The sequence below is a fragment of the Streptomyces sp. NPDC101191 genome (genome assembly GCF_044767915.1).
Taxonomy (GTDB): domain Bacteria; phylum Actinomycetota; class Actinomycetes; order Streptomycetales; family Streptomycetaceae; genus Streptomyces.
Genome location: NZ_JBIWOU010000004.1, coordinates 604,982 through 631,643, shown reverse-complemented (window position 1 = coordinate 631,643; position 26,662 = coordinate 604,982). Strand labels below are relative to the sequence as shown.

Here is a 26,662-nt window from a genome sequence, read left to right as displayed (position 1 = left end):
CCTCAGAACTTGTTCTTCGGCGTGATGCCCAGGCTCATGCCCGACAGACCGCGCTGGCGGCCGCCGAGCTTGCCGGCGATGGTGCGCAGGGCCGCACCGGCCGGGGAGTCGGGGTCGGCCAGGACGACCGGCCTGCCCTCGTCGCCGCCCTCGCGGAGACGGACGTCGATCGGGATGGACCCGAGCACCGGGACCGTGGCTCCGGTGGTCTTGGTCAGACCGTCCGCGACGCGCTGGCCGCCGCCCGAGCCGAACACGTCGACCATCTCGTCGCAGTGCGGACACGGCATGCCCGACATGTTCTCGACGACGCCGACGATCTTCTGGTGGGTCTGCACGGCGATCGAGCCGGCCCGCTCGGCCACCTCGGCCGCGGCCTGCTGCGGGGTCGTGACGACCAGGATCTCCGCGGTGGGCACGAGCTGCGCGACCGAGATCGCGATGTCGCCGGTGCCCGGCGGGAGGTCGAGCAGCAGGACGTCCAGGTCGCCCCAGTACACGTCCGCGAGGAACTGCTGGAGCGCGCGGTGCAGCATCGGGCCGCGCCACACGACCGGCGCGTTGCCCGGGGTGAACATACCGATGGAGATGACCTTCACGCCGTTCGCCGACGGCGGCATGATCATGTTCTCGACCTGGGTCGGACGGCCGTCCACGCCCAGCATGCGGGGCACGCTGTGGCCGTAGATGTCGGCGTCCACGACACCGACCTTCAGACCGTCGGCGGCCATCGCCGCCGCCAGGTTGACCGTCACCGAGGACTTGCCGACGCCGCCCTTGCCGGAGGCGACCGCGTAGACGCGGGTCAGCGAGCCGGGCTTCGCGAACGGGACCTCACGCTCGGCGGTGGTGCCGCGCAGCGCCGCCGCGAGCTCCTTGCGCTGCTCGTCGCTCATCACGTCCAGCGAGACGTCGACGCCCGTGACGCCCTCGACGCGGGACACGGCGTCGGTGACCCGCTGGGTGATGGTGTCGCGCATGGGGCAGCCGGAGACCGTCAGATAGACGGTGACCGCGACCCGCCCGTCGGAACCGATCTCCACCGACTTGACCATGCCGAGGTCGGTGATCGGCTTGTTGATCTCGGGGTCGTTCACCGTCGCCAGTGCTTCGCGCACCGCGTCTTCCGTAGCCATAGTAGAGATGGTACGGCGACGACCACCGGCTCATGAAAGCCCTGTCAACGGTCGGGTACGTCACTCCCGCGGGCGCCCTCGTCCGGGAATAGATCCCGGCGGTCCCCGTCGCGGTGCTCCAGCTCCTTGAGCAGGTCCTGGAGCTCCGAGCGCATCCAGTCGCGCGTCGCCACCTCGCCGAGGCCCATCCGCAGCGCCGCGACCTCCCGGGTCAGGTACTCGGTGTCGGCGATCGAGCGCTCGTTCTGCTTGCGGTCCTGCTCCAGGTTGACCCGGTCCCGGTCGTCCTGCCGGTTCTGGGCGAGGAGGATCAGCGGGGCCGCGTACGAGGCCTGCAGGGACAGCATCAGGGTCAGGAAGATGAACGGGTACTTGTCGAAGCGCAGGTTCTCCGGCGCGGAGACGTTCCACACCACCCAGGCGATGATGAGGAGCGTCATCCACACGAGGAACCGCCCCGTCCCCAGGAAGCGCGCGATGCGCTCCGAGAGGCGCCCGAAGGCCTCCGGGTCGTACTCGGGGAGCAGCCGGGGGCGCCGCACGCGCGGCTGGTCGAGCCGGATCCGCGGCAGCGCGCGGTCCCGGTCGCGCTCGCGGTCCCGTTCCTGAGTGCGCTCAGCCACCGTGCACCCCCTCCTCGTGGAACTCGGTCTCGCGCCAGTCGTCCGGCAGCAGGTGGTCGAGCACGTCGTCCACCGTCACCGCGCCCAGCAGCGAACCGCCCTCGTCCACCACCGGGGCCGCGACCAGGTTGTACGCGGCGAAGTAGCTGGTCACGGCCGGCAGCGGGGTGGCTGGGCCGAGCGGTGGCAGATCACTGTCCACCAGCGCGCTGACCAGCGTGAACGGCGGATCCCGCAGCAGCCGCTGGAAGTGCACCGTACCCAGGTACTTGCCCGTCGGCGTCTCGTCCGGCGGCCGGCACACGTACACCTGCGCCGCGAGCGCGGGGGACAGGTCCTGCTGGCGCACCCGGGCGAGCGCGTCGGCGACCGTGGCGTCCGGGCGCAGCACGATCGGCTCGGTGGTCATCAGACCGCCCGCGGTCCGCTCCTCGTACGCCAGGAGCCGGCGAACGTCCGCCGCGTCGTCCGGCTGCATCAGCGTGAGCAGCCGCTCCTGGTCCTCCTCCGGCAGCTCCGAGAGCAGGTCGGCGGCGTCGTCCGGATCCATGGCCTCAAGGACGTCGGCGGCCCGCTCCTCCTTCAGCTTGCCCAGGATCTCGACCTGGTCGTCCTCCGGCAGCTCCTCCAGGACGTCGGCGAGCCGGTCGTCGTCGAGGGCGGCGGCCACCTCCGCCCGGCGCTTCGGGGAGAGGTGGTGCAGCACATTGGCGAGGTCGGCCGGGCGCAGCTTCTCGAAGGTGGCGACCAGGTTTTCGGCGCCCTGCCCGTGCTCCTCCAGGGAGAAGCCGGTGACGGCCGACCACTCGACGGTCAGCGCCTCGCCCTTGCGGCGCAGCGCCCCGCCCTTGCCGCGCCGTACGTAGACCTTGTCGATCTCCCAGTCGCGGCGGGCCGGCAGCTGCTGGATGGCCACGTCGAGGACGGTGACCTCCTCGCCGGACTCGACCAGCGTCACCCGGCGGTCGAGGAGCTCGCCGAGGACGAGCCGTTCGGTGGGGCGCTGCTCGAAGCGGCGCATGTTGACCACGCCGGTGGTGATGACCTGCCCGGATTCGACGCCGGTGATCCGGGTCATCGGCACGAAGACACGACGCCGGGACAGCACCTCGACCACCATGCCGAGGAGCCGGGGCGGGCGGCGGCCGACCCGCAGCATCGCCACCAGGTCGCTGACCCGGCCGACCTGGTCGCCGACCGGATCGAAGACCGGGACTCCGGCGAGATGGGAGACGAAGATCCGGGGGGCGCCAGCCGCCATGCCACGCGCCTCCTCGGTTCCGCACGATTCGGGTCCGTCCGGGGCCGACGCCCCGCTTGCCGGGTTCAGGCTAGCCCGTGCCGCTCGGTGCCGCTCCGGCAGAGCCCCCGTCCGGCTGCCTGCGGCGCCGTGACCCGGCCCGGGTACGCTGCGGTCTGCCGACCCCACCGGCACCCGGCTCCGACCGGGGCCTGTCCCCCCCCCACCGACCGAGAGGCGCCCAGGTGACCGTCCTCCGTCCGTCCTCGCGCATCCGCCGGGCCGTCCTGCCACTGGCACTGTGCGCCGGTCTCATGACGACGCTGACCGCCTGCGCCTCCGACCCGGACGAGGGGACCAACGGCGTCGGGAAGCTCGAGGCGACGGCCATCGAGAAGAAGGCCCAGTCGGCGGCGGACGCGGCCAAGGCGGTCCGCCTGTCCGGCACGCTCGTCAGCAAGGGCGGCACGTACAAGCTGAACATGCGGCTCAAGCAGGACGGCGCCTCCGGCTCGGTGACCATCAAGAACAGCACCTTCGAGCTGCTGCGGGTCGGCGACGAGCTCTTCCTCAAGGCCGACGCGGCGTTCTGGGAGCACGAGGACCCCTCGTCGGGCGAGTCCTCGGGTGCCCCGTCCTCCTCGGGTTCCGGCTCCGGCTCCGACTCCTCCTCGGAATCCGGCGGGGACTCCGACGCCGGCTCCGACGCCGGTTCCGAGGCCGCCGACAAGCTCGACGACATGTACGTGAAGGTGCCGCAGGACGACCCCTCGTACAAGCAGCTGCGCGGCTTCACCGACATGGACCTGCTGCTCGACGGGCTCATCGGCCTGCACGGCGACGTCGCCAAGGGCGACTACGACAAGATCGGCGGGGTCCGCACGATCAACGTCAGGGGCGGTGAGGACGGCGAGGGCGGCTCCCTCGACGTCTCCCTGGAGGGCACCCCGTTCCCGGTGCGCTTCGCGCGCGGCGGCGGCGCGGGCGTGGTCGTCCTGTCCGAGTGGGACAAGGACTTCCCGCTCGCCGAGCCGGCCAAGGGCCAGACCCTCGACTACGGCAAGCAGCTGCCGCGCGGCTGAGGCCCGGGGTACGGGCGGGCGGCGGCGTCGGTCGACGCGACCGGCGGTACGCCGAGGGGGTGCCCTGTGCCGCCTGGCGCGCGGGGCTGCCTCTCAGGGGGTGTCCTCTGCCCCCTAGCGCGCGCGGCGCTTCCTCTTGAAGAGCAGCTTCGGCAGGCCGGCCGGGACCGGGCGGCGGGTGATGCCCGGGGACGGGAGCGGGACGGCGGCCAGCGAGCCGTCCGGGAGGTCGGTGGTCGAGCCGCGCGGGTCGAGGCGGACCACGCGGCACTCGCGGGCCCAGCGGTCCGGCATGGCCTCGCCGTCGGAGGCGTTGAGCCGCTTGCCCTTCAGCTCGGCGACGGCCGCGTCCCACTCCTCCGAACCGGCCGGCAGCTCGCGCACCGCGGCCGTCCAGGCCACGATCCGGCCGCCCTTGTCCTTGCTGCGTACGGTGACCTCGGCGGTGCCGCCGTCCACCAGGCCCGGCAGCGGCTGCTCGCCGGGTCCGTCGCCGACCACATGGGCGGCGCCGTCGTGCCAGACGTGCCAGAGCGCCCGTGCGGCCGGGGCGTCGCCCCGGACCCAGATGAGGCCTGACTTCTTCGTGGCCTCCTCGACGAGGGCGGGCCCGAGCTGCGCGTCTGTCATGCCCGCAGCTTAGCCACCGCGGGCGACACCGATCCCGGTGGCGGGGATCCCTACAGCCAGCCGTTGCGCTTGAGGGTGCGGTGGATGGCGAAGCAGATGACGGCGATGCCGCCGAGCACCATCGGGTAGCCGTACTTCCAGTGCAGTTCCGGCATGTGGTCGAAGTTCATGCCGTAGACGCCGCAGACCGCCGTGGGGACGGCGACGATGGCCGCCCACGAGGTGATCTTGCGCATGTCCTCGTTCTGCGCGACGGTCGCCTGCGCCAGGTTGGCCTGGAGGATCGAGTTGAGCAGCTCGTCGAAGCCGATGACCTGTTCCTGGACGCGGGCCAGGTGGTCGGCGACGTCCCGGAAGTACTTCTGGATGTCGGGGTCGACCAGTCGCATCGGGCGCTCGCTGAGCAGCTGCATCGGGCGCAGCAGCGGCGTGACGGCCCGCTTGAACTCCAGTACCTCGCGCTTGAGTTGGTAGATCCGGCCGGTGTCCGTGCCGCGGGTGGAACCCTTGGCGGGCGGCGAGAAGACGTCGATCTCGATCTGGTCGATGTCGAGCTCGACGGCGTCGGCGACCGCGATGTAGCCGTCGACGACGTGGTCGGCGATGGCGTGCAGCACGGCCGAGGGGCCCTTGGCGAGGAGTTCGGGCTCGCCCTGGAGGCGGTGCCGGAGGTTGCGCAGGGAGCCCTGGCCGCCGTGCCGGACGGTGATGACGAAGTCGGGGCCGGTGAAGACCATGACCTCGCCGGTCTCCACGACCTCGCTGGTCGCGGTGAGTTCGGCGTGCTCCACGTAGTGGATCGTCTTGAAGACGGTGAAGAGGGTGTCGTCGTAGCGCTCCAGCTTCGGTCGCTGGTGGGCGTGGACGGCGTCCTCGACGGCGAGCGGGTGCAGCCCGAACTCCGCGGCGATACCGGCGAATTCGGCCTCGGTCGGCTCGTGCAGGCCGATCCACGCGAAGCCGCCGCTCTCGCGCACCTGGCGCATCGCGCCGCGCGGCGTCAGGCAGGCCCGGTCGTCGACCCGGCCTCCGTCGCGGTAGACGGCGCAGTCCACGACGGCGGTCGCGGCCGTGGGGTCGCGCGTGGCGTCGTAGTTGGCGTACGAGGAGACGGTCGTGGTCTTGCGCAGGGAGTGCCGCAGGGACGGACGTACGGCGGCGCGCAGGTCACGGATCATCGACATGGGCGTGCTCCTTCACGGAGAGGCCGTCGGCGACCGTGGCACAGCCCGGAATGAGGACGTGGAGCTACGTCGTCCACAAAGCGGGCGGCACCGGAGGATCGCGGTGACGGCGTTCGCTACAGACAGGCAAAGAGGGAAGCTCTTCCGTCGTGCGAGATGCCGGGGAGGAAAGGGGACCTGAAGCGGTCCCCGGATCACCGGGAGGAGAGGCGCACCGGGCCGGGTGCGCTGCGGCGGAAGAGCCTGCTGGTACTGCCCGATCGACTTCGATCCATCGCAGTCCCACCTCCTCCGGCCGGTCCCTCGTGAGGGATGACGTGTGACGAGCAGTCGGGAATCCCGACCAGTGGCCAAGACTATCAGCCGACAGAGGGTCAATCCCTTACTTTGCCCGTTCCATACGCGCTTTATGCTCGCGGCATGGGAGAAATTCTTGCTCTGGTCGAGGCCCGGCTGCGCACGGCCCTCGGCGAGCCGGACGCACGTGCCGCGATCACCTTCCTCGGCACCGACCGCATCGAGGTCCTGCGCTTCGTCGACGCCGACGCCGGCCTCGTGCGCTACGCGACCCTCGGCATGTCCGCGCAGCCGATGGCGGACCCGACCTCCGCGCTCGCCGACCCGGTGAAGGGTCCGCGCGCGGAGCTGGTGCTCTCGGTGCGGGCCGGGATCGCCGAGACCGACAAGGTGCTCCGCCCGCTCGCGGTGCTCGCCGCCACCCCGCAGGTGGAGGGCGTGGTCGTGGCCCCGGGCGCCTCGCTCGACGTGGGTGAGCCGCTGTGGCCGGGCGCCCCGTTCAGCTCCGTGCTGGTCGCCGAGTCCGGCGGCCTGGTGGAGGACCTCGAGCTCGACGAGCCGATGGATCCGGTGCGTTTCCTGCCGCTGCTGCCGATGACCTCGAACGAGGCGGCGTGGAAGCGGGTGCACGGGGCGCAGGCCCTGGAGGAGCGCTGGCTGGTGAACGGGACGGACCTCCGCGATCCGTCGCGCAGGTCCGTCACGCTGGACTGAACGGGTTCGGTATCCGACAACCGTCGGCGGAGTGTGAACGGCTCGGGCCGGACGGGTGATCATCGGTGATCGTCCTTGACGCGGGGCTCCAGGGGTAGGACCGTTGAGCCCTATGAGGGGCGAACCCAGTTGCCCGAAGTGCGGTGGCCGGGTCAGGGCGCCCGGTCTCTTTGCCGACTCCTGGCAGTGCGACGTGCACGGCTCGGTGCACCCGCTCCAGCCCGTGATCCCGCCCAGCGTCGAGGCCCTCGGTGTCGTGGTGCACCGTGCCCACGTGCCGGTGTGGATGCCGTGGCCCCTACCCGTCGGATGGCTGTTCACCGGGGTCGCGTACGCCGGTGACGACCGCAGCGGTGGACGCGCGACCGCCGTGGCCTGTTCGGGACCCGGGCCGCTCGGCGGCATCGGGGAGCTGCTGCTCGTCGCCGAGGAGCTCGGCGTCGGGCTCGGCGCTCGGTACGCGGGCATCGACGGTCCCGACCCCGGCGCCGGCATGGCGATCGACAAGCCGCCGCAGGTCAAGGTGCTCGCCGCCGGCCGGCCGACCCCGCTCTGGCACGTCACCGGGGCCCCGCAGGACCGTGCGGTCTTCGCGGGGGAGGCGCGCGGGCTCTGGCTGTGGGCGATCGTCTGGCCCGAGCAGTCGGGCCTGCTGATGTACGACGAGCTGGTGCTGACCGACCTGCGGGACGCCGGCGCTGAGGTCGAGCTGCTGCCGTGCGGGGCGCTGACCCCGAGGCTGCTGACCTGAGGCGGCGAGGGCGGTAGGGGTCCGGCCGCGCAGGCGGGCCTCGTGCCGGTGCCGACCCGTGCGGTGTGCGAGATCCGGGCACCGGCGGTGCGCGGTGCCGGCCGCCACGGCCGTCGGCGGGGCCGGTGGCGCCGGGCGGGGAGCCCGTCGGGCGCGACGCGGCGCTGCTCGGTGTGTAAGGAGCGAGCGCTTCACTGGATCCGTACGGATGTGTGCTCTTCGCCCGTTATGCTGGAGCGTTCCCACCGTCCGCCCCGAACCCTGGAGACCCGCGTCGTGCGCATCGATCTGCACACCCACTCCACGGCCTCGGACGGCACGGACACTCCGGCCGAGCTTGTCCGCAACGCGGCCGCCGCCGGTCTCGACGTGGTCGCGCTGACCGACCACGACACCACCCGCGGGTACGCGGAGGCCATCGCCGCCCTGCCCGAGGGGCTCACCCTCGTCACCGGGGCCGAGCTGTCCTGCCGCCTCGACGGGGTGAGCCTGCACATGCTGGCGTATCTCTTCGATCCGGAGGAGCCCACCCTCTCCGCCGAGCGCGAGCTGGTCCGGGACGACCGCGTGCCGCGGGCGCGCGCCATGGTCGGCAAGCTCCAGGAGCTCGGCGTCCCCGTCACCTGGGAGCAGGTCGCCCGGATCGCCGGCGACGGTTCCGTGGGCCGCCCGCACGTCGCCGAGGCCCTCGTGGAGCTGGGTGTCGTGCCGGACGTCTCCGGCGCCTTCACCCCCGACTGGCTCGCCGACGGCGGCCGGGCGTACGTGGGGAAGCACGAGCTCGACCCGATCGAGGCCGTCCGGCTGGTCAAGGCCGCCGGCGGGGTCACCGTCTTCGCGCACCCGCTGGCCGTCAAGCGCGGTGAGTGCGTGCCCGAGTCCGCGATCGCCCGGCTCGCCGAGGCCGGTCTCGACGGCATCGAGGTGGACCACATGGACCACGACGAGCCGACCCGGGCGCGGTTGCGCGGCCTCGCGAAGGAAGTGGGGCTGCTGACCACGGGCTCCAGCGACTACCACGGCAGCCGCAAGACCTGCGCCCTCGGGGAATTCACCACGGACCCCGAGATCTTCGGCGAGATCACCCGCCGGGCCACGGGCGCCTTCCCGGTGCCGGGCGCCGGCGGACGCGGCTAGCCGCCGACACCACCACGTTCCGCCCTGCCGGGCGCCGCGCGGCGTGACCGCCGTGCGCTCCGGAGTGGTGCGTCCGTCCTCCCTCTCCGCGGGGTCCTCCCTGCCCATCCTCCGGAACCCCATGTTCCGGATGCCCTTGTACACCCCTTTCCCACAAGGCCCTTCACCGTGTTCGACGTCGCCGTCTTCGGCTCGCTGTTCCTCACCCTCTTTGTGATCATGGATCCCCCCGGGATCACGCCGATCTTCCTCGCCCTCACCTCCGGCCGCGCCGCGAAGGTCCAGCGCCGCATGGCCTGGCAGGCCGCCGCCGTCGCCCTCGGTGTCATCACCGTCTTCGGCATCCTGGGCCAGCAGATCCTCGACTACCTGCACGTCTCGGTCCCCGCGCTGATGATCGCGGGCGGGCTGCTCCTGCTGCTCATCGCGCTCGACCTGCTCACCGGCAAGACCGACGAGCCCAAGCAGACCAAGGACGTCAACGTCGCGCTCGTCCCGCTGGGCATGCCGCTGCTGGCCGGTCCCGGTGCCATCGTGTCGGTGATCCTCGCCGTGCAGCACGCGGACGGCGTCGCCTCGCAGGTCTCCGTGTGGACGGCCATCGTCGCCATGCACGTGGTGCTGTGGCTGACCATGCGCTACTCCCTGGTGATCATCCGGGTCATCAAGGACGGCGGCGTCGTCCTGGTGACGCGGCTCGCGGGCATGATGCTCTCCGCGATCGCCGTGCAGCAGATCATCAACGGCGTCACCCAGGTCATCCAGGCCTCCTGAGGCCCTCGGACGGCGCCTCCGGAGACCCCCGGACACCACTGCGCCCCCGTACGGATTCCGCTTCTGCGAAGTCCGTGCGGGGGCGCGGTGCGTGAAAGGTGTGCCCGTTACGAGGCCGTGGTCTCGGCGGGGCGGATCCAGATGCGCTGGCCGACTGCGGCGGCCTGCTGCACGATCCCGTTGACGGAGGCGGCGTCCACGACGGTCCGGTCGACGGGCGTACCGTCGATGTCGTCAAGTCGCAGGATTTCGAAGCGCACGGGCTTCTCCCTTCGTCTGAGTTGATCCTCCTGATGGAGAACTGCGTTACGTAGGGGTTCAACGGCATGCATCCTGCAAACATTCCCTACGCTAAGGAAATTTTTCGGATGACTAACTACTCGCAGGTAGGGAGGGATGAGCCGATCGGAATCGAGGCCCGCCTGGAGCGCACCAACGAGCTCCTCCAGCGGATGCTGGCCGAGGTGGCGAAGACCCCCTCCACCCATGCCATCTTCGTCGACGCGGGTTACGTCTATGCTTCCGCCGGGTTGCTGGTCGCGGGCACCGAGGACCGGCGCAACTTCGACCTGGACGCCGAGGGCCTCATCGAGGCCTTCATCGACACGGCGCGCACGATCTTCGCGGACAGCCGCCTGCTGCGCGTCTACTGGTACGACGGTGCCCGGCGCCGCATCCACACCCCCGAACAGCAGGCCGTCGCCGCGCTGCCCGACGTCAAGGTCCGCCTCGGCAACCTCAACTCCAACAACCAGCAGAAGGGCGTCGACTCCCTCATCCGCTCCGACCTGGAGTCCCTCGCCCGGCACCGCGCCATCAGCGACGCCGCCCTCGTCGGCGGCGACGAGGACCTCGTCTCCGCCGTCGAGGCCGCCCAGGGCTACGGCGCCCGCGTCCACCTGTGGGGCATCGAGGCGGCCGAGGGCGGCAACCAGGCCGAACCCCTGCTCTGGGAGGTCGACAGCCAGCGCGTCTTCGACCTCGACTTCTGCCGCCCCTACGTGACCCGCAAGCCCGTCACGCTGTACGAGAACGAGGGCGAGCCCCCGCCCTCACGCGACGAGGTCCGCTTCATCGGCGCGCAGATCGCCGCGACCTGGCTCGCCGAGCGCGGCCGCGACCAGCTCGGCGAGCTGCTTCCCGGCCACCCGTATCTGCCGGGCCCCGTCGACCAGGACCTCCTCGTCGAGGCGGAGCGCCTGCTCAGCCGGTCCCTGCGCGGCCACGCCGCACTGCGCCGTTCCCTCAGGGACGGCTTCTGGCAGCACCTGCGGGCGCAGTACTGACCTCGGCAGCCCGGTCCCAGAACGCGGTCAGCCGCGCCGCCAGCTCCCGCGGATGCGAGACGTTGGGGGAGTGACCGGCACCCACCACCACCGTGTGCTGCGCGCCGGTGCGGACGGCCGCGGCGGCCAGGTCCGGGACCGGCCACACGGTCTCCTCGTCGCCGTACGCGATGTGCAGGGGCAGCGGCAGCGCCCGTAGCGCCGCCGTGCCGTCCGGCTCGCCGAGCAGCAGCCGGCCCGCACCCGCCAGCTGGGCGATCCGGGTCCGCATCCAGCGCCGGCGCAGGAACCGCACGATCTCCGGCGGGTCCCCCGCGCCCGGCTCCTCGCCCCGGCTGTCCAGCCAGCGGGTCGCCTGCCACACCCGCTCCTTCGGCAGCAGCGCGAGCGCGCCGCGCAGCGCCCGGACCCGGACGCGCTGCGAACGGGCGACCCGGGTCGGGCCCGAGGACAGCAGGGTGAGCGAGACGAAGGCGTCGGGCGCGAGCTGCGCCGCCGCGCGGGCCACCAGCCCGCCGAAGGAGTGCCCGAGCAGATGCACCGGGCCGTCGCCGAGCACCGCCGCCTGCGCCACCGCGTCCAGCGCGAGCGCCTTGCGGCGGTAGGCGGCCCGGCCGCGCGGTCCGGGCGTCTCGTGCTGGCCGCGTCCGTCGACGGCGACGACGCGGTAGCCGGCCTCGGCGAGCGGGGCGAGCAGCGCGAGGAAGTCCTCCTTGCTGCCCGTGTAGCCGGGCAGCAGCAGCGCGGTCCCGTGCGGGGTGCCGACCGGGGCGGTGTCGAGGACGGCGAAGTCGCCGCGTGCGGTGCCGAGCCGGTAGGCACGGGTGCGCGGCGGCAGCTCCAGGGACCGGGGCTTGCTCATACAGGGACTGTAACCGGCAGGGTGCGGCACTCCGGCCTCCGGCCTGGCGGCGCCGGACCGGACGTCGCGGGGCCGGTTCCGTACGCGCCACGGCCCGGCCCCTCGGGGAGGGACCGGGCCGCGGCGGATCATGCTCGGGCGTGCCTACGCCTCCGGCTCGGCGGCCGCCTTCTTGGCGACGCGCTTGCGCGGCGCGGCCTTCTTGGGCGCCTCCGCCGGGTCGACCGCCTCGGCGGCCTTCTTCACCGTGCGCCGACGGGTCGGCGTCTTCGGCTCCGACGCGTCCGGCGCCTCGGCCGCGACGGCCTTCTTGGCGACCCGCTTGCGCGGGGCCTTCGGCGCGGCCTCGACCACCTCGGCGACGGCCTCGGTGACGGCCTCGGCGACCTTCTTGACGACCCGCTTGCGCGGGGCGGCCTTCTTCGGGGCCTCAGCGGCCTCGGCCTCGGCGACCGGCGCCTCGGCCGCGACGGCCTTCTTGGTGGCGCGCTTGCGCGGGGCCTTCGGAGCCTCCGTCACCTCGGCGGCGGCCTCGGCGACGACCGGCTCGGCGGCCTTCTTGGCGGTCCGCTTGCGCGGGGCCGCCTTCTTCGGCGCCTCGGCCTCGGCGGGCGGGACGACGACCGGGGCGACGACGACCGGGGCGGCCTCGACGATCACCACGGCCTCGGCGGCCGGGGTGGTCGTCACGGGGCTCGACACCCGACGGGTGGCACGGCGGCGGGCCGGCTTCGGCTCCTCGACCGGCGCGGCCGGAGCCTCCGGCTCCTTCGGCGCCTCCACCGTCGCGGTCGTGCTCGTCACCGGGCGGGTGGCACGGCGACGGGCTCGCGGCGCGGACACGACCGGCTCGGCGGCCTGCGCCGGGACGGAGGCGGTGACGACCGGGGCGGCTGCCTTCTGCTGCACGGCGGGGGCCGGGGTCGGCTCCGTCGTGCTCTGCGCCGGAACCGTGGCGGTGGCGGTGGCGGCGAGCGCGGCGGCGGCCGTCTCGACCGTCTGGAACGTCACGCTGTCCTCGGTGACCGGGCGACGCACGCGACGCCGACGCGCGGCCGGCGTCTCGACGCCGACTGCGGCGCGGGCGGCCGGGGCGGCCGTGGTCTCGCCGGCCTCCGGGCGGGCGCCACCACGGGCACGCCGGCGGCGGGGCTTGACCTCGGTCACGGCCGCCTCGACGACGGGCGCGGGGGCTTCGACGACCGGGGCCGCGGCCGGTGCCTCGGGGGCCGGAGCCTCCGCGACGACGGCCTCGGCGGTGGGGCCGTTGCCGGACCGGCCACGGGTGCGGCGCGGACGGGCCTCGCCGGCGGGGGTCTCCGCGGCGGGAGCCTCCACGGCCGGAGTCGCGGCGACGACCGGCTCGCCGGCCGGCGCCTCGGTGACCACGGTCTCCGTGGTCCCGGCCGCGCGGCCGCCGGAGCGGGACCGGGTGCGGCGGGTGCGCGGCTCGGCGGCGGGGGTCTCCGCGGCCGGGCTCTCCACGGCAGGGGCCTCGGCGGCAGGGGCCTCGGCCACCGGGGCCTCGGCCGCCTCCGCGACGGACGTGGTCGCGCCGGCGACCGGGATGCCGGCCGACGGGGTGTTGCCGCGGGTGCGGCGGCGACGGGGGCGGCGCGCAGCCGGAGCCTCCGCGGAGTCCGCGTCGGCGGCCGGGGTCCCGGTGGCGGTGGTCTGCTCCGGGGCGTCCGTCGGGGTCGAGCCACCGCGGGTGCGGCGACGCTGGCGCGGGGTCCGGGTGCGCTCCGGGCGCTCCTCGGTCTTCTCCGGGCGTCCGCCGCGGGCACGGCGGCCACCGGGCTCGCCCAGGTCCTCGAGCTCCTCCGCGTCGAGGCCGGCGCGGGTGCGCTCGGCGCGCGGCAGGATGCCCTTGGTGCCCTCGGGGATGTCGAGCTCGGCGTAGAGGTGCGGCGAGCTGGAGTACGTCTCGACCGGGTCGTTGAAGTTCAGCTCCAGCGCCTTGTTGATCAGCTGCCAGCGCGGGATGTCGTCCCAGTCGACCAGCGTGATCGCCGTACCGCTCGCGCCCGCGCGGCCGGTGCGGCCGATGCGGTGCAGGTAGGTCTTCTCGTCCTCGGGGGACTGGTAGTTGATGACGTGCGTGACGCCCTCGACGTCGATACCGCGCGCGGCCACGTCGGTGGCGACGAGCACGTCGACCTTGCCGTTGCGGAAGGCGCGCAGCGCCTGCTCACGGGCGCCCTGGCCGAGGTCGCCGTGGACGGCGCCGGAGGCGAAGCCGCGGCGCTCCAGCTGCTCGGCGATGTCGGCGGCGGTGCGCTTCGTACGACAGAAGATCATCGCGAGACCGCGGCCGCGGGCCTGCAGGATGCGGGAGACCATCTCCGGCTTGTCCATCGAGTGGGCCCGGTAGACGTGCTGCGCGATGTTGGCGTGGGTCGCGCCCTCGTCGTCCGGCGACGTGGCGCGGATGTGCGTGGGCTTCGACATGTAGCGGCGGGCCAGACCGATGACGGCGCCCGGCATGGTCGCCGAGAACAGCATGGTCTGACGCTTCGCCGGAAGCATGCTGATGATCTTCTCGACGTCGGGCAGGAAGCCGAGGTCGAGCATCTCGTCCGCCTCGTCCAGGATCAGCGCCTTGACGTGGGAGAGGTCGAGCTTGCGCTGCCCGGCCAGGTCGAGCAGTCGGCCCGGGGTGCCGACGATCACGTCGACGCCCTTCTTCAGGGCCTCGACCTGCGGCTCGTAGGCGCGACCGCCGTAGATGGCGAGGACGCGCACGTTGCGCACCTTGCCGGCGGTCAGCAGGTCGTTCGTGACCTGCTGGCACAGCTCACGGGTGGGGACGACGACGAGCGCCTGCGGGGCGTCGGTCAGCTGCTCGGGCGTCGCCCGGCCGGCCTCGACGTCCGCGGGGACGGTGACGCGCTCCAGGATCGGGAGGCCGAAGCCGAGGGTCTTGCCCGTACCGGTCTTGGCCTGGCCGATGACGTCGGTGCCGGAAAGGGCGACCGGAAGGGTCATCTCCTGGATGGGGAAGGGGGAAACGATGCCGACGGCTTCCAGGGCCTCGGCCGTCTCGGGAAGAATCCCGAGGTCTCGGAACGTAGTCAGGGTGCTGCCTCTTCTGTGAGACGCGGCGCGAGGCGAACGAAGGGGGTCTCACCGTGCCGGGAACTTCCGATGGGATCGGAAGGATCTCCACCGGGTGGCGCGGGACCACTGCCGCCGCTCGAGCGTCGTGCCGCTGAGGGACCCTTCGGCGGGCCGCCGGAAGGGCTGTCGGGCCGGAGCCGATCGGGCCACCGACCGGGCATCCTCATTCATGAGTCGGCCCACCGTGTACGTCCGAACGTGCGAAAGCATGTCCGCATACTCAGCAGGCGCATTACCACTGTACCCCGGAATCGCGCATGTGTGTCGGGAGAATTCCCGACGAGGCCACGGTCACAGTCACTGACCAGGGCCTAGGCCCACCGGCGGAGCGGGCTATTGTGCGCTTCATGGAGACGCCTGACAACGCCACACCCACCGGTATCGCCGCCCAGGACTGGGCGACGGCCTCCGCCGTGCCGCAGTACCGCGCCGCCGTGATCGACCTGCTCGGCGCGCTCGCGTACGGCGAGCTCGCGGCCTTCGAGCGGCTCGCCGAGGACGCCAAGCTGGCGCCGAGCCTCGCGGACAAGGCGGAGCTGGCGAAGATGGCCTCCGCCGAGTTCCACCACTTCGAGCAGCTGCGCGACCGGCTCGCGGCCGTCGAGGCCGAGCCGACCTCCGCGATGGAGCCCTTCGCCAAGGCGCTGGACGACTTCCACCGCCAGACCGCTCCGTCCGACTGGCTGGAGGGCCTGGTCAAGGCGTACGTCGGCGACTCGATCGCGAGCGACTTCTACCGCGAGGTCGCCGCCCGCCTCGACTCCGACACCCGCGCGCTGGTGCTCTCGGTGCTCGACGACACGGGCCACGGCAACTTCGCCGTCGAGAAGGTCCGCGCCGCGATCGACGCCGACCCCCGCGTCGGCGGCCGCCTCGCGCTGTGGGCGCGCCGGCTGATGGGCGAGGCCCTGTCGCAGGCGCAGCGCGTGGTCGCCGAGCGCGACGCGCTGTCCACGATGCTGGTCGGCGGCGTCGACGGGATGGCCGCGGGCTTCGACCTCGCCGAGGTCGGCCGCATGTTCTCCCGGATCACCGAGGCACACACCAAGCGCATGGCGGCCCTCGGCCTCGCGGCCTGACGGACCCTCTTACCCGCCTACACCGCGGCTGATCGGCGCAGCCGTCGCGAGGCCGGCCGCAGCAGCAGCGAGAGCAGCACGGCCGCGACCGCGACGGCACCGACCAGGGTGGCGAGGAAGTGCCCCGGGCCGAGTGCCCCGTGGGTCACCAGGGCGCCGAAGACCCCGCCGAGCGTCCCGGCCACGAGGACGACGCCCCGTGCGGGGAGGCGGTCTGCGAGCCGGTGCACGGCGGTCCAGGCCAGGGCGAAGCCGAGCAGAGCGGAACCGAGGGCTTCCAGAAACACGGCGTATCACCTCGCGTCGGGGCGGGGCGGGCAGGTCGGTCACACCCGTCCTACCCGGTCACTCGTGATGACAATCCTCCCCGTACGCCCTGACGTGCGCAGACGGCGGCCGGGCGGCGGAGGCTCGGCCGTACCGGGGCCGGACATGCGAAAGGCCCGGTGGACCGAGGTCCACCGGGCCTTTCGGGTCCGATCCGCCGATCAGAGTGCGCCGAAGCCCACCCGGCGCACCGCCGGCTCACCGAGCTCGACGTATGCGATCTTGTCGGCCGGCACCAGGACCTTGCGGCCCTTCTCGTCCGCCAGGCTGAGCAGCTGCGCCTTGCCGGCCAGCGCGTCGGCCACCGCGCGCTCGACCTCCTCGGCGGACTGCCCGCTCTCCAGCACGATCTCCCGGGGTGCGTGCTGCACGCCGATCTTGACCTCCACGGCTATGTCCCTCCGAACGGTCAGCCTTGCGCGTGGGTCCCGCGCCGTACCTGCCACACATTAGCCCGGTAAGGGGACGGACACGGCGCGGGCGCGGAACGCCAAGAGCGAACAGGGCCGGTCGGGACCTCAGTGCCCTTCGGCGCTCAGCTGCCCGTCCGCGCCGTGCAGCGGGAAGCCGGCGATGCCGCGCCAGGCCAGCGAGGTCAGCAGGGCCACCGCCTTGTCGCGCGGGATCGGCGACTCGCTGGAGAGCCAGTAGCGGGCGACGACCTGCGAGACGCCACCGAGGCCCACGGCCAGGAGCATCGATTCGTCCTTGGCGAGCCCGGTGTCCTCGGCGATCACCTCGGAGATGGCCTCCGCACACTGCAACGAGACCCGGTCGACGCGCTCGCGCACGGCCGGCTCGTTGGTGAGGTCGGACTCGAAGACGAGCCGGAAGGCGCCGCCCTCGTCCTCGACGTACGCGAAATAGGCGTCCATCGTCGCCGCGACCCGGAGCTTGTTGTCGGTGGTGGAGGCGAGCGCCGTGCGCACCGACTGGAGCAGGGCCTCGCAGTGCTGGTCCAGCAGGGCGAGGTAGAGCTCGAGCTTGCCCGGGAAGTGCTGGTAGAGCACCGGCTTGCTGACTCCCGCCCGCTCGGCGATGTCGTCCATGGCGGCCGAGTGGTACCCCTGGGCGACGAACACCTCCTGGGCCGCGCCGAGAAGCTGGTTGCGTCGGGCACGGCGCGGCAGGCGCGTGCCCCGCGGGCGTGCTGCCTCTGTCTGCTCGATGGCGCTCACGCCGCCTCCCAAAATCGATCCATGCGCGCATATGCGTCGCGCCGCCATCGTACTTTTGGGTAACCCGGCTGTGCGCGGTGCGAACGCAGAATTTCACGGACCGGACGCCCGGGGCGAGAGGCACCGGGCAAGAAGATGGTCATGGAATCGAACAGAACGGCAGGGGACGACGGGGCTACTCGGCGGTAGCCGAAGGCGCGCGGCCAAGCGGCAGAAGCAGCCGACTCGCCGCGGCAGAACGGGGCGAGCCCACGTCGCCGGGGCGGACCGGAGAGGCCGACGCCGCCGCGGCAGAACAGGGGGCCCGACGTCGCCGGGCCACAGCGACGGAACCGACACCCCCGGGGCAGACCGAAGGAGCCGCTGCGACGGGGCGGGGCCGGGGAGCCGGGGCCTCGGGGCGGGACCGCGACCGCCGGGCGTCAGCGGTAGTCGTCCTCGTCGAGCGTGACCACGCGCGCCTGCTCGGCGGCGTCCGCGTCGTTCGCCGACTCGTGCGTGATCTGGCTCAGCGGCTCGTCCTCGTGCTGCTGCAGCTCGGCGTGCTGCTCGGCCGCGTCGGCCTCCGGGGTCTCCTCGTCGAGCACGACGTCCTCTTTCTCGGCGAATGTGTCCGGCTCGTTCGGGTCGGCAGTCATGCGGTTCCTTCCGGTCGCGATGACTCTCATCTCCGAGCCTAGGAGTTCCCCCGGCGCGCCGCACCCGATCCTGTGACGCCACACACACGCGCCCGAGCGTGATCGTCTCGTAATATCGCCTCCATGTCCTCGACCGAGCTGCCGGAAACCCGGACCGCCGCACCGCCCGCGACCCGGTCGCGCACCGTGCGGATCGCCGACGGCGAGGAGCTGCGCTCCGTCGCGCTGCCCGGGCTCACGCTCACCGTGCGCGCCCGGCCCGGCGAGCGCCCCGGACTTCCCCCCGCGCTGTACGTGCACGGGCTCGGCGGTTCCTCGCAGAACTGGTCGGCCCTGATGCCGCTGCTCGCGGACCTCGTCGACGGCGAGGCGGTGGACCTGCCCGGCTTCGGCGACTCGCCGCCGCCGGACGACGGCAACTACTCGGTCACGGGACACGCCCGGGCCGTCATCCGGCTGCTCGACGCGGCCGGCCGCGGCCCGGTGCACCTCTTCGGCAACTCGATGGGCGGCGCGGTCGCCACCCGGGTCGCCGCCGTGCGCCCCGACCTGGTCCGCACCCTCACCCTGGTCTCGCCGGCCCTGCCCGAGCTGCGCGCCCAGCGTTCCGCCTGGCCGACCGCGCTGCTCGCACTGCCCGGCGTCGCCTCCCTCTTCGCGCGGCTCAGCAGGGACTGGACGCCCGAGCAGCGGGTCCGCGGGGTGCTCTCCCTCTGTTACGGCGACCCCGGCCGCGTCACCGACGAGGGCTTCCGGCACGCGGTGGAGGAGATGGAGCGGCGCCTGGAGCTCCCCTACTTCTGGGACGCGATGGCCCGCTCCTCGCGCGGCATCGTCGACGCGTACACGCTGGGCGGCCAGCACGGGCTGTGGCGCCAGGCCGAGCGGGTGCTGGCCCCGACGCTCCTGGTCTACGGTGGCCGCGACCAGCTGGTCGGGTACCGGATGGCGCGCAGGGCGGCCGCGGCGTTCCGCGGTTCGCGCCTCCTGACGCTCCCGGACGCCGGGCACGTCGCGATGATGGAGTATCCGGAGACCGTCGCCGCGGCGGTACGCGGGCTGATCACCGATGCCGCGCACCAGGCGGCGGCCGAGGGCGGGAGCTGAGCCGGACCGTGGGACGACATAGTCGCAAGGGCCCCGTGGCCCCGGTGGCCGACACCGGGCAGCGGGAGGCCACAGGGCCGGGCCCGGGGACGGGGCGACGCAGGCGCGGCCAGGGCCAACAGCCCCCGGCGCCCCCGCAGTCACCGACCCCCTACGACACGCAGAGTCACGACACGCCGACGCACGGCGTCCCCGGATACGGCGCACGCGGGCAGGCGGCCCCGGGCCAGGGCCCGCGAGACCAGGCCGTACCGGATGACGGCACCGCCCGGAACCAGCGCCCGCAGGGCCGGACCGCGCCGGGATACGGCACCGCCCCGGGTTACGGCCCGCGAGGCCAGGCGGCCCCGGCGCAGGGCCCGCGAGGCCAGGCCCGGCCCCCGTACGACACGCCGGCGCACGGCGTCCCCGGCTACGGCCCGCGCCGCCCGGCGGCCCCCGGCTACGAAACGCCCGCACGCGGCGTCCCCGCGTACGACACGTCCGGCCGCGGCGTACCGGCCGCGTCCGCCTTCGACACGCCCATGCACGGCACGCCCCGCTACCAGGGGCCGTACGACACCGCCGCCCGTGGCGGGCATCCCGTGCACGACGAGGCCGCGCCCGCCGCGCCCTTCATTCCCGGGCCGCGCCGTGCGGCTCCGGCGGCGCCCGCGCCGGCCGAGCCCGCCGAGCGGTCCGAGGGGGCGGCGCAGGAGTCTCCCGCGGACGAGCCGGCCCCGTCGTCCCCGGAGCACCGGCCCGCCCGGACGGGGCGGACCCTCACCGGCATCGCCGCGGCGGCGATCACCACCGTGCTCGTCGTCGTCGTCGCCGGCCAGGTCGCCGGGCAGGAGAGCGACGGCGGGCACAGCACCAGCGCGGCGGACGACTCCGCGGACCGGGTCGGTGCCGCGAGCCCGGCCTCCCGCTCCGACGACCGGCCGGCGCCTGCGAAGCCGGTGCCGGCCGCGCCGCCGACGTACGAGCAGCTGATGGCCCGCCAGTTCCCCATCGACCCGAAGCTGAAGGCGTCCGGGGAGTTCCAGGCCGTGCCCGGGTTCGACAAGGCGCCGGGGAAGGGCCGCAAGATCCGCTACCGGGTCGATGTGGAGAAAGGGCTCGGCCTCGACGGCGTGTTGTTCGCCCGGGCGGTGCAGAAGACGCTCAACGACCCGCGCAGCTGGGCGGGGAAGAACGAGATGACCTTCGAGCGCATCTCCAGCGGCGAGCCGGAGTTCGTGATCACCCTGGCGAGCCCCGGGACCACCGGCGACTGGTGCCGGAAGTCCGGCCTGGACACGACGGTCGACAACGTGTCCTGCGACTCCGCCTCCACCGAGCGCGTGATGATCAACGCCTTCCGGTGGGCGCAGGGCTCGGTGACCTTCGGCCCCCAGGCGATGCACGCGTATCGCCAGATGCTCATCAACCACGAGGTCGGGCACCGGCTCGGCCACGGCCACGTGAGCTGCCGGACGCCCGGTGCGCTCGCGCCCGTGATGCAGCAGCAGACGAAGTCCCTGGACATCGACGGCATCACGTGCCGACCCAACCCGTGGGTGCACCCCGGTAGTTGACGTCACGTCGGCTCGGCGCGCCGTACCGTGCGCCGGGCCCGCGTCCCGGTCCGTGAGACGGGTGTCTCAGAAGTGCGTTCCGCGCGTTGACATCGTTCGGGCGGTCGTCCATATTTCTCGGCATGTCGCACCGTCCCGTCACCTCCGATCGCGCCGCCCTTGAGCTGGCGCTCTTCGGCGTGACCGGACACGCGGTCGCCGACGTTCTCTGTCGCTGACGCCTGCCCGAGCGCACGCGTCGGCCATCGCCGCCGCCCTTCCTCCGCGCGCCCGGGTCCCCTCCCGCAGGCGCGCGTTCCCGTTCCCGCTCGGACCCCTTTCGGTGCCGGCCGCGCCGTGCCTGCGGAAGTCTCCTTCCTTTTCCCGCAGTTCACCCCGAGAGGTACCTTTCGATGCGTCCATCGTCCGTCATTTCGCGCCGCGTGGCAGCGGCCGCCGTCAGTCTCGTCCTGGCCTCGGGCGCCGCCGCCTGCGCCGGACCGCAGGACGCCTCCGGCGGCGGGGCCGCCGGCCAGGGCGCCGACGGGGCGCCCCGTAAGGGCGGCACCCTCACCGTCCTCAACAACGAGGCCCAGAGCGACTTCGACCCGGCCCGCCTCTACACCTCCGGCGGCGGCAACGTCCCCTCCCTCGTCTTCCGCACGCTCACCACCCGCAACCGCGAGGCGGGCGCCGCCGGCACCGAGGTCGTCCCGGACCTCGCCACCGACACCGGCCGCCCCAACAAGGACGCCACCGAGTGGACGTACACCCTCAAGGAGGGCCTGAAATTCGAGGACGGCACCCCCATCACCAGCGCCGACGTCAAGTACGGCATCGAGCGCTCCTTCGCCGCCGAACTCTCCGGCGGCGCCCCCTACCTGCGTGACTGGCTCGTCGGCGGCGACACCTACCAGGGTTCCTACAAGGACCCCAAGGGCCTCGCCTCGATCGTCACCCCCGACGCCCGGACCCTGGTCTTCAAGCTGAAGAAGCCCGAGGGCGAGTTCCCCTTCGTCGCCACCCAGACCCAGTTCGCCCCCGTGCCCAAGGCCAAGGACACCGGCGCGAAGTACGAGGAGCACCCGGTCTCCTCCGGCCCGTACAAGGTCGTGAAGAACGAGAACGACGGCGAGCACCTCGTCCTGGAGCGCAACCCCCACTGGGACCCGAAGACCGACGAGGAGCGCAAGGCCTACCCCGACCGGATCGACGTCCGCTCGGGGCTCGACGAGGCCGTCATCAACCAGCGCCTCGCCACCTCCGCCGGCGCCGACGCGGCCGCCGTCACCACGGACACCAACCTCGGCCCGGCCGAACTCGCCCAGGTCGGTTCCGACCAGGAGCTCGCCGCCCGCGTCGGCACCGGCCACTTCGGCTTCACCAACTACATCGCCTTCAACCCGAAGGTGAAGCCCTTCGACAACGCCAAGGTGCGCCAGGCGATCGCGTACGCGGTCAACCGCACCAGCGTCGTCAACGCCGCCGGCGGCTCCGCGCTCGCCGAGCCCGCCACCACCTTCCTGCCCGAGCAGAAGGCCTTCGGCTTCACCGCCTACGACCACTTCCCGGCCGGGAAGACCGGCAACCCGGAGAAGGCGAAGCAGCTCCTCAAGGAGGCGGGCTACCCGAACGGCCTGACCGTCACCCTGCTGCACTCCACCGCCCAGAACCGCACCACCAGCCCGGAGATAGCCACCGCCGTCCAGGAGGCGCTCGCCAAGGCCGGCATCACCGTCAAGCTCGACGGCCAGCAGCCCAACTCCTTCAACGAGAAGCGCTGGAGCGTCAAGGACGCCCCCGGCTTCTTCCTGTCCCGCTGGGGCGCCGACTGGCCGGCCGGCGGGCCGTTCCTCGCGCCGATCTTCGACGGCCGGCAGATCGTGACCAACGGCTCCAACTACAACCACGCCCAGCTGAACGACCCCGCGGTCAACAAGGAGATCGACGAGATCAACAAGCTGACGGACCTCAAGGCCGCCGCCGCCCGCTGGGGCGCCCTCGACCGGAAGATCGGCGCCCAGGCCCTCGACGTGCCGCTCTTCCACCCCGTCTACAAGCGGCTCGTCGGCAAGGACGTCAAGAACGTCGTCATCAGCGACTGGACCGGTGTCCTCGACGTCTCCCAGGTCGCGGTCAAGTGACCGTGCTGACCGACCTCCCGGCGCCGGTGGCGGGCACCCCCGCCACCGGCGCCGCCCGGCAGGTGTGGCGGCGGCTGCGCACCCGCCCGTCCGCGCTCACCGCCGCCTCCGTCCTCGTCCTCCTCGTGCTGCTCGCACTCGCCGCGCCGCTGCTCGCGGCCCTCACCGGCCAGGACCCGCACACCTACCACGACGACCTGGTGGACTCCGCCCGCGGCGGCGTCCCGTACGGCGCCTTCGGGGGCATCGGCGCCGAGCACTGGCTCGGCGTCGAACCCGGCACCGGACGCGACCTGTTCGTCCGGCTCCTCTACGGCGCCCGGATCTCGCTGCTCGTCGCCGTCGGCGCCACCGCCGTCCAGGTCCTCGTCGGACTCCTCGTCGGCCTCGCCGCCGGCCTCGGCAACCGCTGGGCCGACGCCGTCCTCGGCCGCGTCACCGACGTGTTCCTCGCCCTGCCGTTCCTCGTCCTCGCCATCGCGCTCACCGCCGTCGTGCCCCGCGACTTCCCGCGCCCGCTGCTGCTGATCCTCGTCATCGGGCTGCTCGGCTGGGCCGGGACCTCGCGGATCGTGCGCGCCCAGACCCTCACCCTCAAGAGCCTCGACTTCGTCGCGGCCTCCCGGCTCGCCGGCTCGGGCGCCCGGCGCACCGCCCGGCGCGAGCTGCTGCCCTCGCTCGCCGCGCCCGTCATCACGTACGCGGCGATCCTCGTCCCCACCAACATCGTGGTCGAGGCCTCGCTCTCCTTCCTCGGCGTCGGCGTCACCCCGCCCACCCCGTCCTGGGGCCAGATGCTGTCCACCGCGCAGACCTGGTTCCGCGCCGACCCGGCGTACGTGCTGCTGCCGGCCGGTCTGCTCTTCGTGACCGTGCTCGCCTTCACCGTCCTCGGCGACGCCGTCCGCACCGCCCTCGACCCGCGCGAGGCCGGCCGGCTGACCGTCGGCACCCGCAAGGCCCGACCCAAGGAACGTTCCGCATGACCCGCTACGTCCTGAAGCGGCTCGCGAGCGCCGTCCTCGTCCTCCTCGCGCTCTCCGTCCTCGTCTACGCGCTGTTCTACCTGGCACCGGGCGACCCGGCCCGGCTCGCCTGCGGCGAACGCTGCAACCCGCAGCAGGTGGCCCAGGTGCGCGAGCGACTCGGCCTGAACGAGGGCGTGTTCGTCCAGTACCTGCACTTCCTCCAAGGGATCGTGGCCGGCCGTGACTACTCCGCCGGCACCGGCGTCCTGCACTGCGACGCCCCCTGCCTCGGCCTGTCGTACCGGACCGACCAGCAGGTCACCCAGGTCATCCTGGAGCGGCTGCCCGCCACGGCCTCGCTCGCCCTCGGCGCGATGGTGATCTGGCTCGTCGTCGGGATCGGCACCGGCCTGCTCTCCGCGCTGCGCCGCGGCGGAATCACCGAGCGGACCCTGACCGTGCTCACCCTCGCCGGCACCGGCACGCCCGTCTTCATCCTGGGCCTGCTGCTCCTCATGACGGTCTGCGCCTACCTCCGGTGGCTGCCCTTCCCGACCTACGTGCCGCTCGGCGAGGACCCCGAGCAGTGGGCCTGGAACATGCTGCTCCCCTGGCTGACCCTCGGCTTCTTCGAGTCCGCCAAATACGCCCGGCTCACCCGCAGTTCCACGCTGGAGACGCTCGCCGAGGACCACATCCGCACCTTCCGCGCGTACGGCGTGGGGGAGCGGTCCGTCGTCACCCGCCACGCCCTGCGCGGCGCCGTGCCGCCGGTCATCGCGCTCAGCGCGATCGACCTCGGCACCATGTTCGGCGGGGCCGTGCTCACCGAGTCCCTCTTCGGCATCCCCGGCCTCGGCAAGACCCTCATCGACGGCGTCCGGCACATCGACCTGCCGATCGTCGTGGGCGTCGTGCTCCTGACGGGCGTCGCCGTGGTCCTGGCGAACGTCCTCGCCGACCTCCTCTACGCCCTCGCCGACCGAAGGGTGGCACTGACATGACCCCGCTCGTGACCGTGGACGGGCTGACCGTCGCGTACGAGGACGGTGTGCGCGCCGTCGACGACCTGTCCTTCACCCTGGAGGCCGGCCGGGCGCTCGCCCTCGTCGGCGAGTCCGGCAGCGGCAAGTCCACCGTCGCCGGCGCCCTCCTCGGCCTCCACCACGGCACCGGCGCCCGGGTCGGCGGGCGCGTCACCGTCGACGGCATCGACGTCGGCACCGCGAACCCCGCCGCACTGCGGGCGCTGCGCGGCTCCGTCGCCGCCATGGTCTTCCAGGACCCGCTGTCCGCCCTCGACCCGTACTACGCGATCGGCGACCAGATCGCCGAGGTGTACCGGGTCCACCGGCGCGGCACCCGGAAGGCCGCGCGGGCCCGCGCCGTCGAGGTCCTCGACCGGGTCGGGATCCCCGAGGCCGCCCGGCGCGCCCGCTCCCGCCCGCACGAGTTCAGCGGCGGCATGCGCCAGCGCGCCCTCATCGCCATGGCCCTGGCCTGCGAACCGCGGCTGCTCGTCGCCGACGAGCCGACCACCGCCCTGGACGTCACGGTCCAGGCCCAGATCCTGGATCTGCTGCACGAACTGCGCCGCGAGACGGGCCTGGCGCTGCTGCTCGTCACCCATGACGTGGGCGTGGCGGCCGAGAGCGTCGACGACGTGCTGGTCATGCGGGGCGGACGCGAGGTCGAACGCGGTCCCGTCACCCGGGTGCTGGGCGCACCCGCCCAGCCGTACACCCGCGAACTGCTCACCGCCGTGCCCCGGTTGGACGGCCCGCTGCGGGACCCCGGACCCGCACGCGGTGAGCCGCTCCTCGAAGCGAAGGACCTGCGGAGGGAGTTCGGGCGGGGCGCGGCCCGTGTCACCGCCGTCGACGGCGTGTCCCTCACCGTGCGCGCGGGGGAGACCCTCGGCGTGGTCGGCGAGTCCGGCAGCGGCAAGACCACCCTCGGCCGGATGCTGGTCCGGCTCCTCGACCCGACCGACGGCACGCTGCGCTACCGGGGCACGGAGATCGGCCGCCTGTCGGACCGGGAACTGCGACCGTACCGGCGCGAGATCCAGATGGTGTTCCAGGACCCCGTCTCCTCGCTCAACCCCCGCCGTTCGGTCGGCGAGTCCGTCGCCGACCCGCTGCGCGCGGCGGGTACGACGGACGACACGCGGATCCGGGCCCGGGTGCGCGGACTCCTCGACCGGGTGGGGCTCGACCCCGACCGGTACGACGCCTACCCGCACGAGTTCAGCGGCGGCCAGCGCCAGCGCGTCGGCATCGCCCGGGCACTCGCCGCCGAGCCGCGCCTGATCGTCTGCGACGAACCCGTCTCGGCCCTCGATGTCACCACCCAGGCCCAGGTGACCGCCCTCCTCGCCGACCTCCAGGCCGAACTCGGCCTCGCGCTCGTCTTCATCGCCCACGACCTGTCGGTGGTACGCCAGGTCAGCGACCGGGTCGCCGTGATGCGGGGCGGCCGGATCGTCGAGCAGGGCACGGTCGAGGACGTGTACGGCGCTCCGCGCGATCCGTACACCCGCAGGCTCCTGGCGGCCGTCCCGTCCCTCGACCCGGTGCTCGCGGCCGAGCGGCGCGAGCACCGCCGCAGCCTCGTCCCGGAGGCCGCCGCTGCCTGACCGAGGGTGACCGAACCGCCTCGTACCGCGACAGAACGCGACCGTGGTGGGAAAGTTACGTGCATTCACCCCTTCCGGTGGTGGGGGGGGGGGGCGGCCCCCCCCCCCCCCCCCCAAAAAAAAAAAAAAAAAAAAAAACACGGCGCCCGGCCCACCGGGGCCGACGCCGGCCCCGCCCGCCCGCGCACGGGGCGACGGGGGCGGAGGGC

Annotated in this window: 26 protein-coding genes; 14 read left to right on the top strand and 12 right to left on the bottom strand. The window is 73.1% G+C overall.

The genetic code is table 11. The features are described from left to right. Nucleotides 1-2: 2 nt before the first annotated feature. Genes ACIRQF_RS19455 through ACIRQF_RS19445 form a run of 3 tightly spaced genes read right to left on the bottom strand, consistent with a single transcriptional unit; the run spans nt 3 to nt 3,020 of the window. Nucleotides 3-1,136: an Mrp/NBP35 family ATP-binding protein gene (locus tag ACIRQF_RS19455; protein ID WP_376632125.1), complete on the bottom strand. Its 1,134-nt coding sequence runs from the start codon at nt 1,134-1,136 to the stop codon at nt 3-5. A 44-nt stretch (nt 1,137-1,180) separates the two neighbouring features. Then, nucleotides 1,181-1,759 carry a DUF1003 domain-containing protein gene (locus ACIRQF_RS19450; RefSeq protein ID WP_404093554.1) on the bottom strand — a complete coding sequence of 193 codons (579 nt, stop codon included), beginning with the start codon at nt 1,757-1,759 and terminating at the stop codon, nt 1,181-1,183. Further along, nucleotides 1,752-3,020, bottom strand: a complete 1,269-nt coding sequence (locus ACIRQF_RS19445) for a magnesium transporter MgtE N-terminal domain-containing protein (RefSeq protein ID WP_376632129.1) — start codon at nt 3,018-3,020, stop codon at nt 1,752-1,754. The genes ACIRQF_RS19450 and ACIRQF_RS19445 overlap by 8 nt, the downstream gene beginning before the upstream one ends. A 224-nt stretch (nt 3,021-3,244) precedes the next feature. On the opposite strand from ACIRQF_RS19445, the gene ACIRQF_RS19440 reads away from it, so the two are divergent. Further along, nucleotides 3,245-4,081 (top strand): hypothetical protein, encoded by an 837-nt coding sequence (locus ACIRQF_RS19440; protein WP_404093552.1) that lies wholly within the window; start codon nt 3,245-3,247, stop codon nt 4,079-4,081. Between the two features lie 114 nt (nt 4,082-4,195). Here the strand turns inward: ACIRQF_RS19440 and ACIRQF_RS19435 are convergent, their stop codons facing one another. Beyond that, nucleotides 4,196-4,711, bottom strand: a complete 516-nt coding sequence (locus ACIRQF_RS19435) for a hypothetical protein (protein WP_404093549.1) — start codon at nt 4,709-4,711, stop codon at nt 4,196-4,198. A gap of 50 nt (nt 4,712-4,761) precedes the next feature. Then, on the bottom strand, nt 4,762-5,895 hold the full coding sequence (locus ACIRQF_RS19430; protein WP_376632134.1) for a magnesium and cobalt transport protein CorA: 1,134 nt from the start codon (nt 5,893-5,895) through the stop codon (nt 4,762-4,764). 420 nt (nt 5,896-6,315) lie between these two features. Here ACIRQF_RS19430 and ACIRQF_RS19425 point away from each other — a divergent pair, with 420 nt between their 5' ends. From ACIRQF_RS19425 to ACIRQF_RS19410, 4 genes are all read left to right on the top strand, one after another. Continuing rightward, nucleotides 6,316-6,906: a suppressor of fused domain protein gene (locus ACIRQF_RS19425; protein ID WP_404093546.1), complete on the top strand. Its 591-nt coding sequence runs from the start codon at nt 6,316-6,318 to the stop codon at nt 6,904-6,906. Nucleotides 6,907-7,018: 112 nt separating this feature from the next. Beyond that, nucleotides 7,019-7,657, top strand: coding sequence for a DUF6758 family protein (locus ACIRQF_RS19420; protein ID WP_382483406.1), 639 nt, complete (start codon nt 7,019-7,021; stop codon nt 7,655-7,657). A 276-nt stretch (nt 7,658-7,933) separates the two neighbouring features. Further along, on the top strand, nt 7,934-8,794 hold the full coding sequence (locus ACIRQF_RS19415; protein WP_376632140.1) for a PHP domain-containing protein: 861 nt from the start codon (nt 7,934-7,936) through the stop codon (nt 8,792-8,794). 168 nt (nt 8,795-8,962) lie between these two features. After that, nucleotides 8,963-9,568, top strand: a complete 606-nt coding sequence (locus ACIRQF_RS19410; protein WP_376632142.1) for a MarC family protein — start codon at nt 8,963-8,965, stop codon at nt 9,566-9,568. A 107-nt stretch (nt 9,569-9,675) separates the two neighbouring features. Here the strand turns inward: ACIRQF_RS19410 and ACIRQF_RS19405 are convergent, their stop codons facing one another. Next, entirely contained in the window at nt 9,676-9,828 is a 153-nt protein-coding gene (locus ACIRQF_RS19405; RefSeq protein ID WP_376632144.1) for a hypothetical protein, read from the bottom strand. A 108-nt stretch (nt 9,829-9,936) separates the two neighbouring features. On the opposite strand from ACIRQF_RS19405, the gene ACIRQF_RS19400 reads away from it, so the two are divergent. Next, nucleotides 9,937-10,854 carry an NYN domain-containing protein gene (locus ACIRQF_RS19400; RefSeq protein ID WP_382483412.1) on the top strand — a complete coding sequence of 306 codons (918 nt, stop codon included), beginning with the start codon at nt 9,937-9,939 and terminating at the stop codon, nt 10,852-10,854. Here the strand turns inward: ACIRQF_RS19400 and ACIRQF_RS19395 are convergent. Together ACIRQF_RS19395 and ACIRQF_RS19390 are read right to left on the bottom strand one after the other, a co-directional pair. Then, a complete protein-coding gene (locus tag ACIRQF_RS19395) occupies nt 10,814-11,716 on the bottom strand; it encodes an alpha/beta fold hydrolase (protein ID WP_382483414.1) in 903 nt (300 codons plus the stop codon). The genes ACIRQF_RS19400 and ACIRQF_RS19395 overlap by 41 nt on opposite strands. 144 nt (nt 11,717-11,860) lie before the next feature. Further along, nucleotides 11,861-14,704 carry a DEAD/DEAH box helicase gene (locus ACIRQF_RS19390; protein WP_404093540.1) on the bottom strand — a complete coding sequence of 948 codons (2,844 nt, stop codon included), beginning with the start codon at nt 14,702-14,704 and terminating at the stop codon, nt 11,861-11,863. A gap of 479 nt (nt 14,705-15,183) precedes the next feature. On the opposite strand from ACIRQF_RS19390, the gene ACIRQF_RS19385 reads away from it, so the two are divergent. Next, nucleotides 15,184-15,915 carry a ferritin-like fold-containing protein gene (locus tag ACIRQF_RS19385; RefSeq protein ID WP_376632152.1) on the top strand — a complete coding sequence of 244 codons (732 nt, stop codon included), beginning with the start codon at nt 15,184-15,186 and terminating at the stop codon, nt 15,913-15,915. A gap of 17 nt (nt 15,916-15,932) precedes the next feature. Here ACIRQF_RS19385 and ACIRQF_RS19380 read toward each other — a convergent pair whose 3' ends face one another. The 4 genes from ACIRQF_RS19380 to ACIRQF_RS19365 all read right to left on the bottom strand — a co-directional run bounded on the left by ACIRQF_RS19380 (nt 15,933) and on the right by ACIRQF_RS19365 (nt 18,058). Further along, entirely contained in the window at nt 15,933-16,202 is a 270-nt protein-coding gene (locus ACIRQF_RS19380) for a hypothetical protein (RefSeq protein WP_376632153.1), read from the bottom strand. A 201-nt stretch (nt 16,203-16,403) separates the two neighbouring features. Beyond that, complete coding sequence (locus tag ACIRQF_RS19375) at nt 16,404-16,631, bottom strand: DUF3107 domain-containing protein (RefSeq protein ID WP_376632155.1); 228 nt, start codon at nt 16,629-16,631, stop codon at nt 16,404-16,406. Between the two features lie 129 nt (nt 16,632-16,760). Beyond that, a complete protein-coding gene (locus ACIRQF_RS19370; protein ID WP_376632157.1) occupies nt 16,761-17,420 on the bottom strand; it encodes a TetR/AcrR family transcriptional regulator in 660 nt (219 codons plus the stop codon). Between the two features lie 422 nt (nt 17,421-17,842). Further along, the gene (locus tag ACIRQF_RS19365) at nt 17,843-18,058 is read right to left on the bottom strand and encodes a hypothetical protein (RefSeq protein WP_376632159.1); all 216 of its coding nucleotides are present in this window, start codon (nt 18,056-18,058) and stop codon (nt 17,843-17,845) included. Between the two features lie 123 nt (nt 18,059-18,181). Here ACIRQF_RS19365 and ACIRQF_RS19360 point away from each other — a divergent pair, with 123 nt between their 5' ends. The 7 genes from ACIRQF_RS19360 to ACIRQF_RS19330 all read left to right on the top strand — a co-directional run bounded on the left by ACIRQF_RS19360 (nt 18,182) and on the right by ACIRQF_RS19330 (nt 26,453). Further along, entirely contained in the window at nt 18,182-19,165 is a 984-nt protein-coding gene (locus tag ACIRQF_RS19360) for an alpha/beta fold hydrolase (protein WP_376632161.1), read from the top strand. A gap of 8 nt (nt 19,166-19,173) precedes the next feature. Next, complete coding sequence (locus tag ACIRQF_RS19355) at nt 19,174-20,724, top strand: DUF3152 domain-containing protein (RefSeq protein WP_404093537.1); 1,551 nt, start codon at nt 19,174-19,176, stop codon at nt 20,722-20,724. 122 nt (nt 20,725-20,846) lie between these two features. Beyond that, nucleotides 20,847-20,942, top strand: a complete 96-nt coding sequence (locus ACIRQF_RS19350; RefSeq protein ID WP_376632165.1) for an Ms4533A family Cys-rich leader peptide — start codon at nt 20,847-20,849, stop codon at nt 20,940-20,942. A gap of 174 nt (nt 20,943-21,116) precedes the next feature. Then, the gene (locus ACIRQF_RS19345; protein ID WP_404093534.1) at nt 21,117-22,847 is read left to right on the top strand and encodes an ABC transporter substrate-binding protein; all 1,731 of its coding nucleotides are present in this window, start codon (nt 21,117-21,119) and stop codon (nt 22,845-22,847) included. Further along, on the top strand, nt 22,844-23,833 hold the full coding sequence (locus ACIRQF_RS19340) for an ABC transporter permease (protein WP_404093531.1): 990 nt from the start codon (nt 22,844-22,846) through the stop codon (nt 23,831-23,833). Before ACIRQF_RS19345 ends, ACIRQF_RS19340 begins: the two co-directional genes overlap by 4 nt. Further along, nucleotides 23,830-24,819: an ABC transporter permease gene (locus ACIRQF_RS19335; RefSeq protein WP_382483425.1), complete on the top strand. Its 990-nt coding sequence runs from the start codon at nt 23,830-23,832 to the stop codon at nt 24,817-24,819. Before ACIRQF_RS19340 ends, ACIRQF_RS19335 begins: the two co-directional genes overlap by 4 nt. Further along, complete coding sequence (locus ACIRQF_RS19330; protein ID WP_404093528.1) at nt 24,816-26,453, top strand: ABC transporter ATP-binding protein; 1,638 nt, start codon at nt 24,816-24,818, stop codon at nt 26,451-26,453. Before ACIRQF_RS19335 ends, ACIRQF_RS19330 begins: the two co-directional genes overlap by 4 nt. The last annotated feature ends 209 nt before the right edge of the window (nt 26,454-26,662 follow it).

Coding starts and splice junctions, on each gene's coding strand:
- ACIRQF_RS19455 (WP_376632125.1), bottom strand. CDS start 1,136: ATGGCTACGGAAGACGCGGTGCGCGAAGCACTGGCGACGGTGAACGAC.
- ACIRQF_RS19445 (WP_376632129.1), bottom strand. CDS start 3,020: ATGGCGGCTGGCGCCCCCCGGATCTTCGTCTCCCATCTCGCCGGAGTC.
- ACIRQF_RS19435 (WP_404093549.1), bottom strand. CDS start 4,711: ATGACAGACGCGCAGCTCGGGCCCGCCCTCGTCGAGGAGGCCACGAAG.
- ACIRQF_RS19430 (WP_376632134.1), bottom strand. CDS start 5,895: ATGTCGATGATCCGTGACCTGCGCGCCGCCGTACGTCCGTCCCTGCGG.
- ACIRQF_RS19425 (WP_404093546.1), top strand. CDS start 6,316: ATGGGAGAAATTCTTGCTCTGGTCGAGGCCCGGCTGCGCACGGCCCTC.
- ACIRQF_RS19420 (WP_382483406.1), top strand. CDS start 7,019: ATGAGGGGCGAACCCAGTTGCCCGAAGTGCGGTGGCCGGGTCAGGGCG.
- ACIRQF_RS19400 (WP_382483412.1), top strand. CDS start 9,937: ATGACTAACTACTCGCAGGTAGGGAGGGATGAGCCGATCGGAATCGAG.
- ACIRQF_RS19395 (WP_382483414.1), bottom strand. CDS start 11,716: ATGAGCAAGCCCCGGTCCCTGGAGCTGCCGCCGCGCACCCGTGCCTAC.
- ACIRQF_RS19390 (WP_404093540.1), bottom strand. CDS start 14,704: ATGACCCTTCCGGTCGCCCTTTCCGGCACCGACGTCATCGGCCAGGCC.
- ACIRQF_RS19385 (WP_376632152.1), top strand. CDS start 15,184: ATGGAGACGCCTGACAACGCCACACCCACCGGTATCGCCGCCCAGGAC.
- ACIRQF_RS19365 (WP_376632159.1), bottom strand. CDS start 18,058: ATGACTGCCGACCCGAACGAGCCGGACACATTCGCCGAGAAAGAGGAC.
- ACIRQF_RS19360 (WP_376632161.1), top strand. CDS start 18,182: ATGTCCTCGACCGAGCTGCCGGAAACCCGGACCGCCGCACCGCCCGCG.
- ACIRQF_RS19350 (WP_376632165.1), top strand. CDS start 20,847: ATGTCGCACCGTCCCGTCACCTCCGATCGCGCCGCCCTTGAGCTGGCG.
- ACIRQF_RS19345 (WP_404093534.1), top strand. CDS start 21,117: ATGCGTCCATCGTCCGTCATTTCGCGCCGCGTGGCAGCGGCCGCCGTC.
- ACIRQF_RS19335 (WP_382483425.1), top strand. CDS start 23,830: ATGACCCGCTACGTCCTGAAGCGGCTCGCGAGCGCCGTCCTCGTCCTC.
- ACIRQF_RS19330 (WP_404093528.1), top strand. CDS start 24,816: ATGACCCCGCTCGTGACCGTGGACGGGCTGACCGTCGCGTACGAGGAC.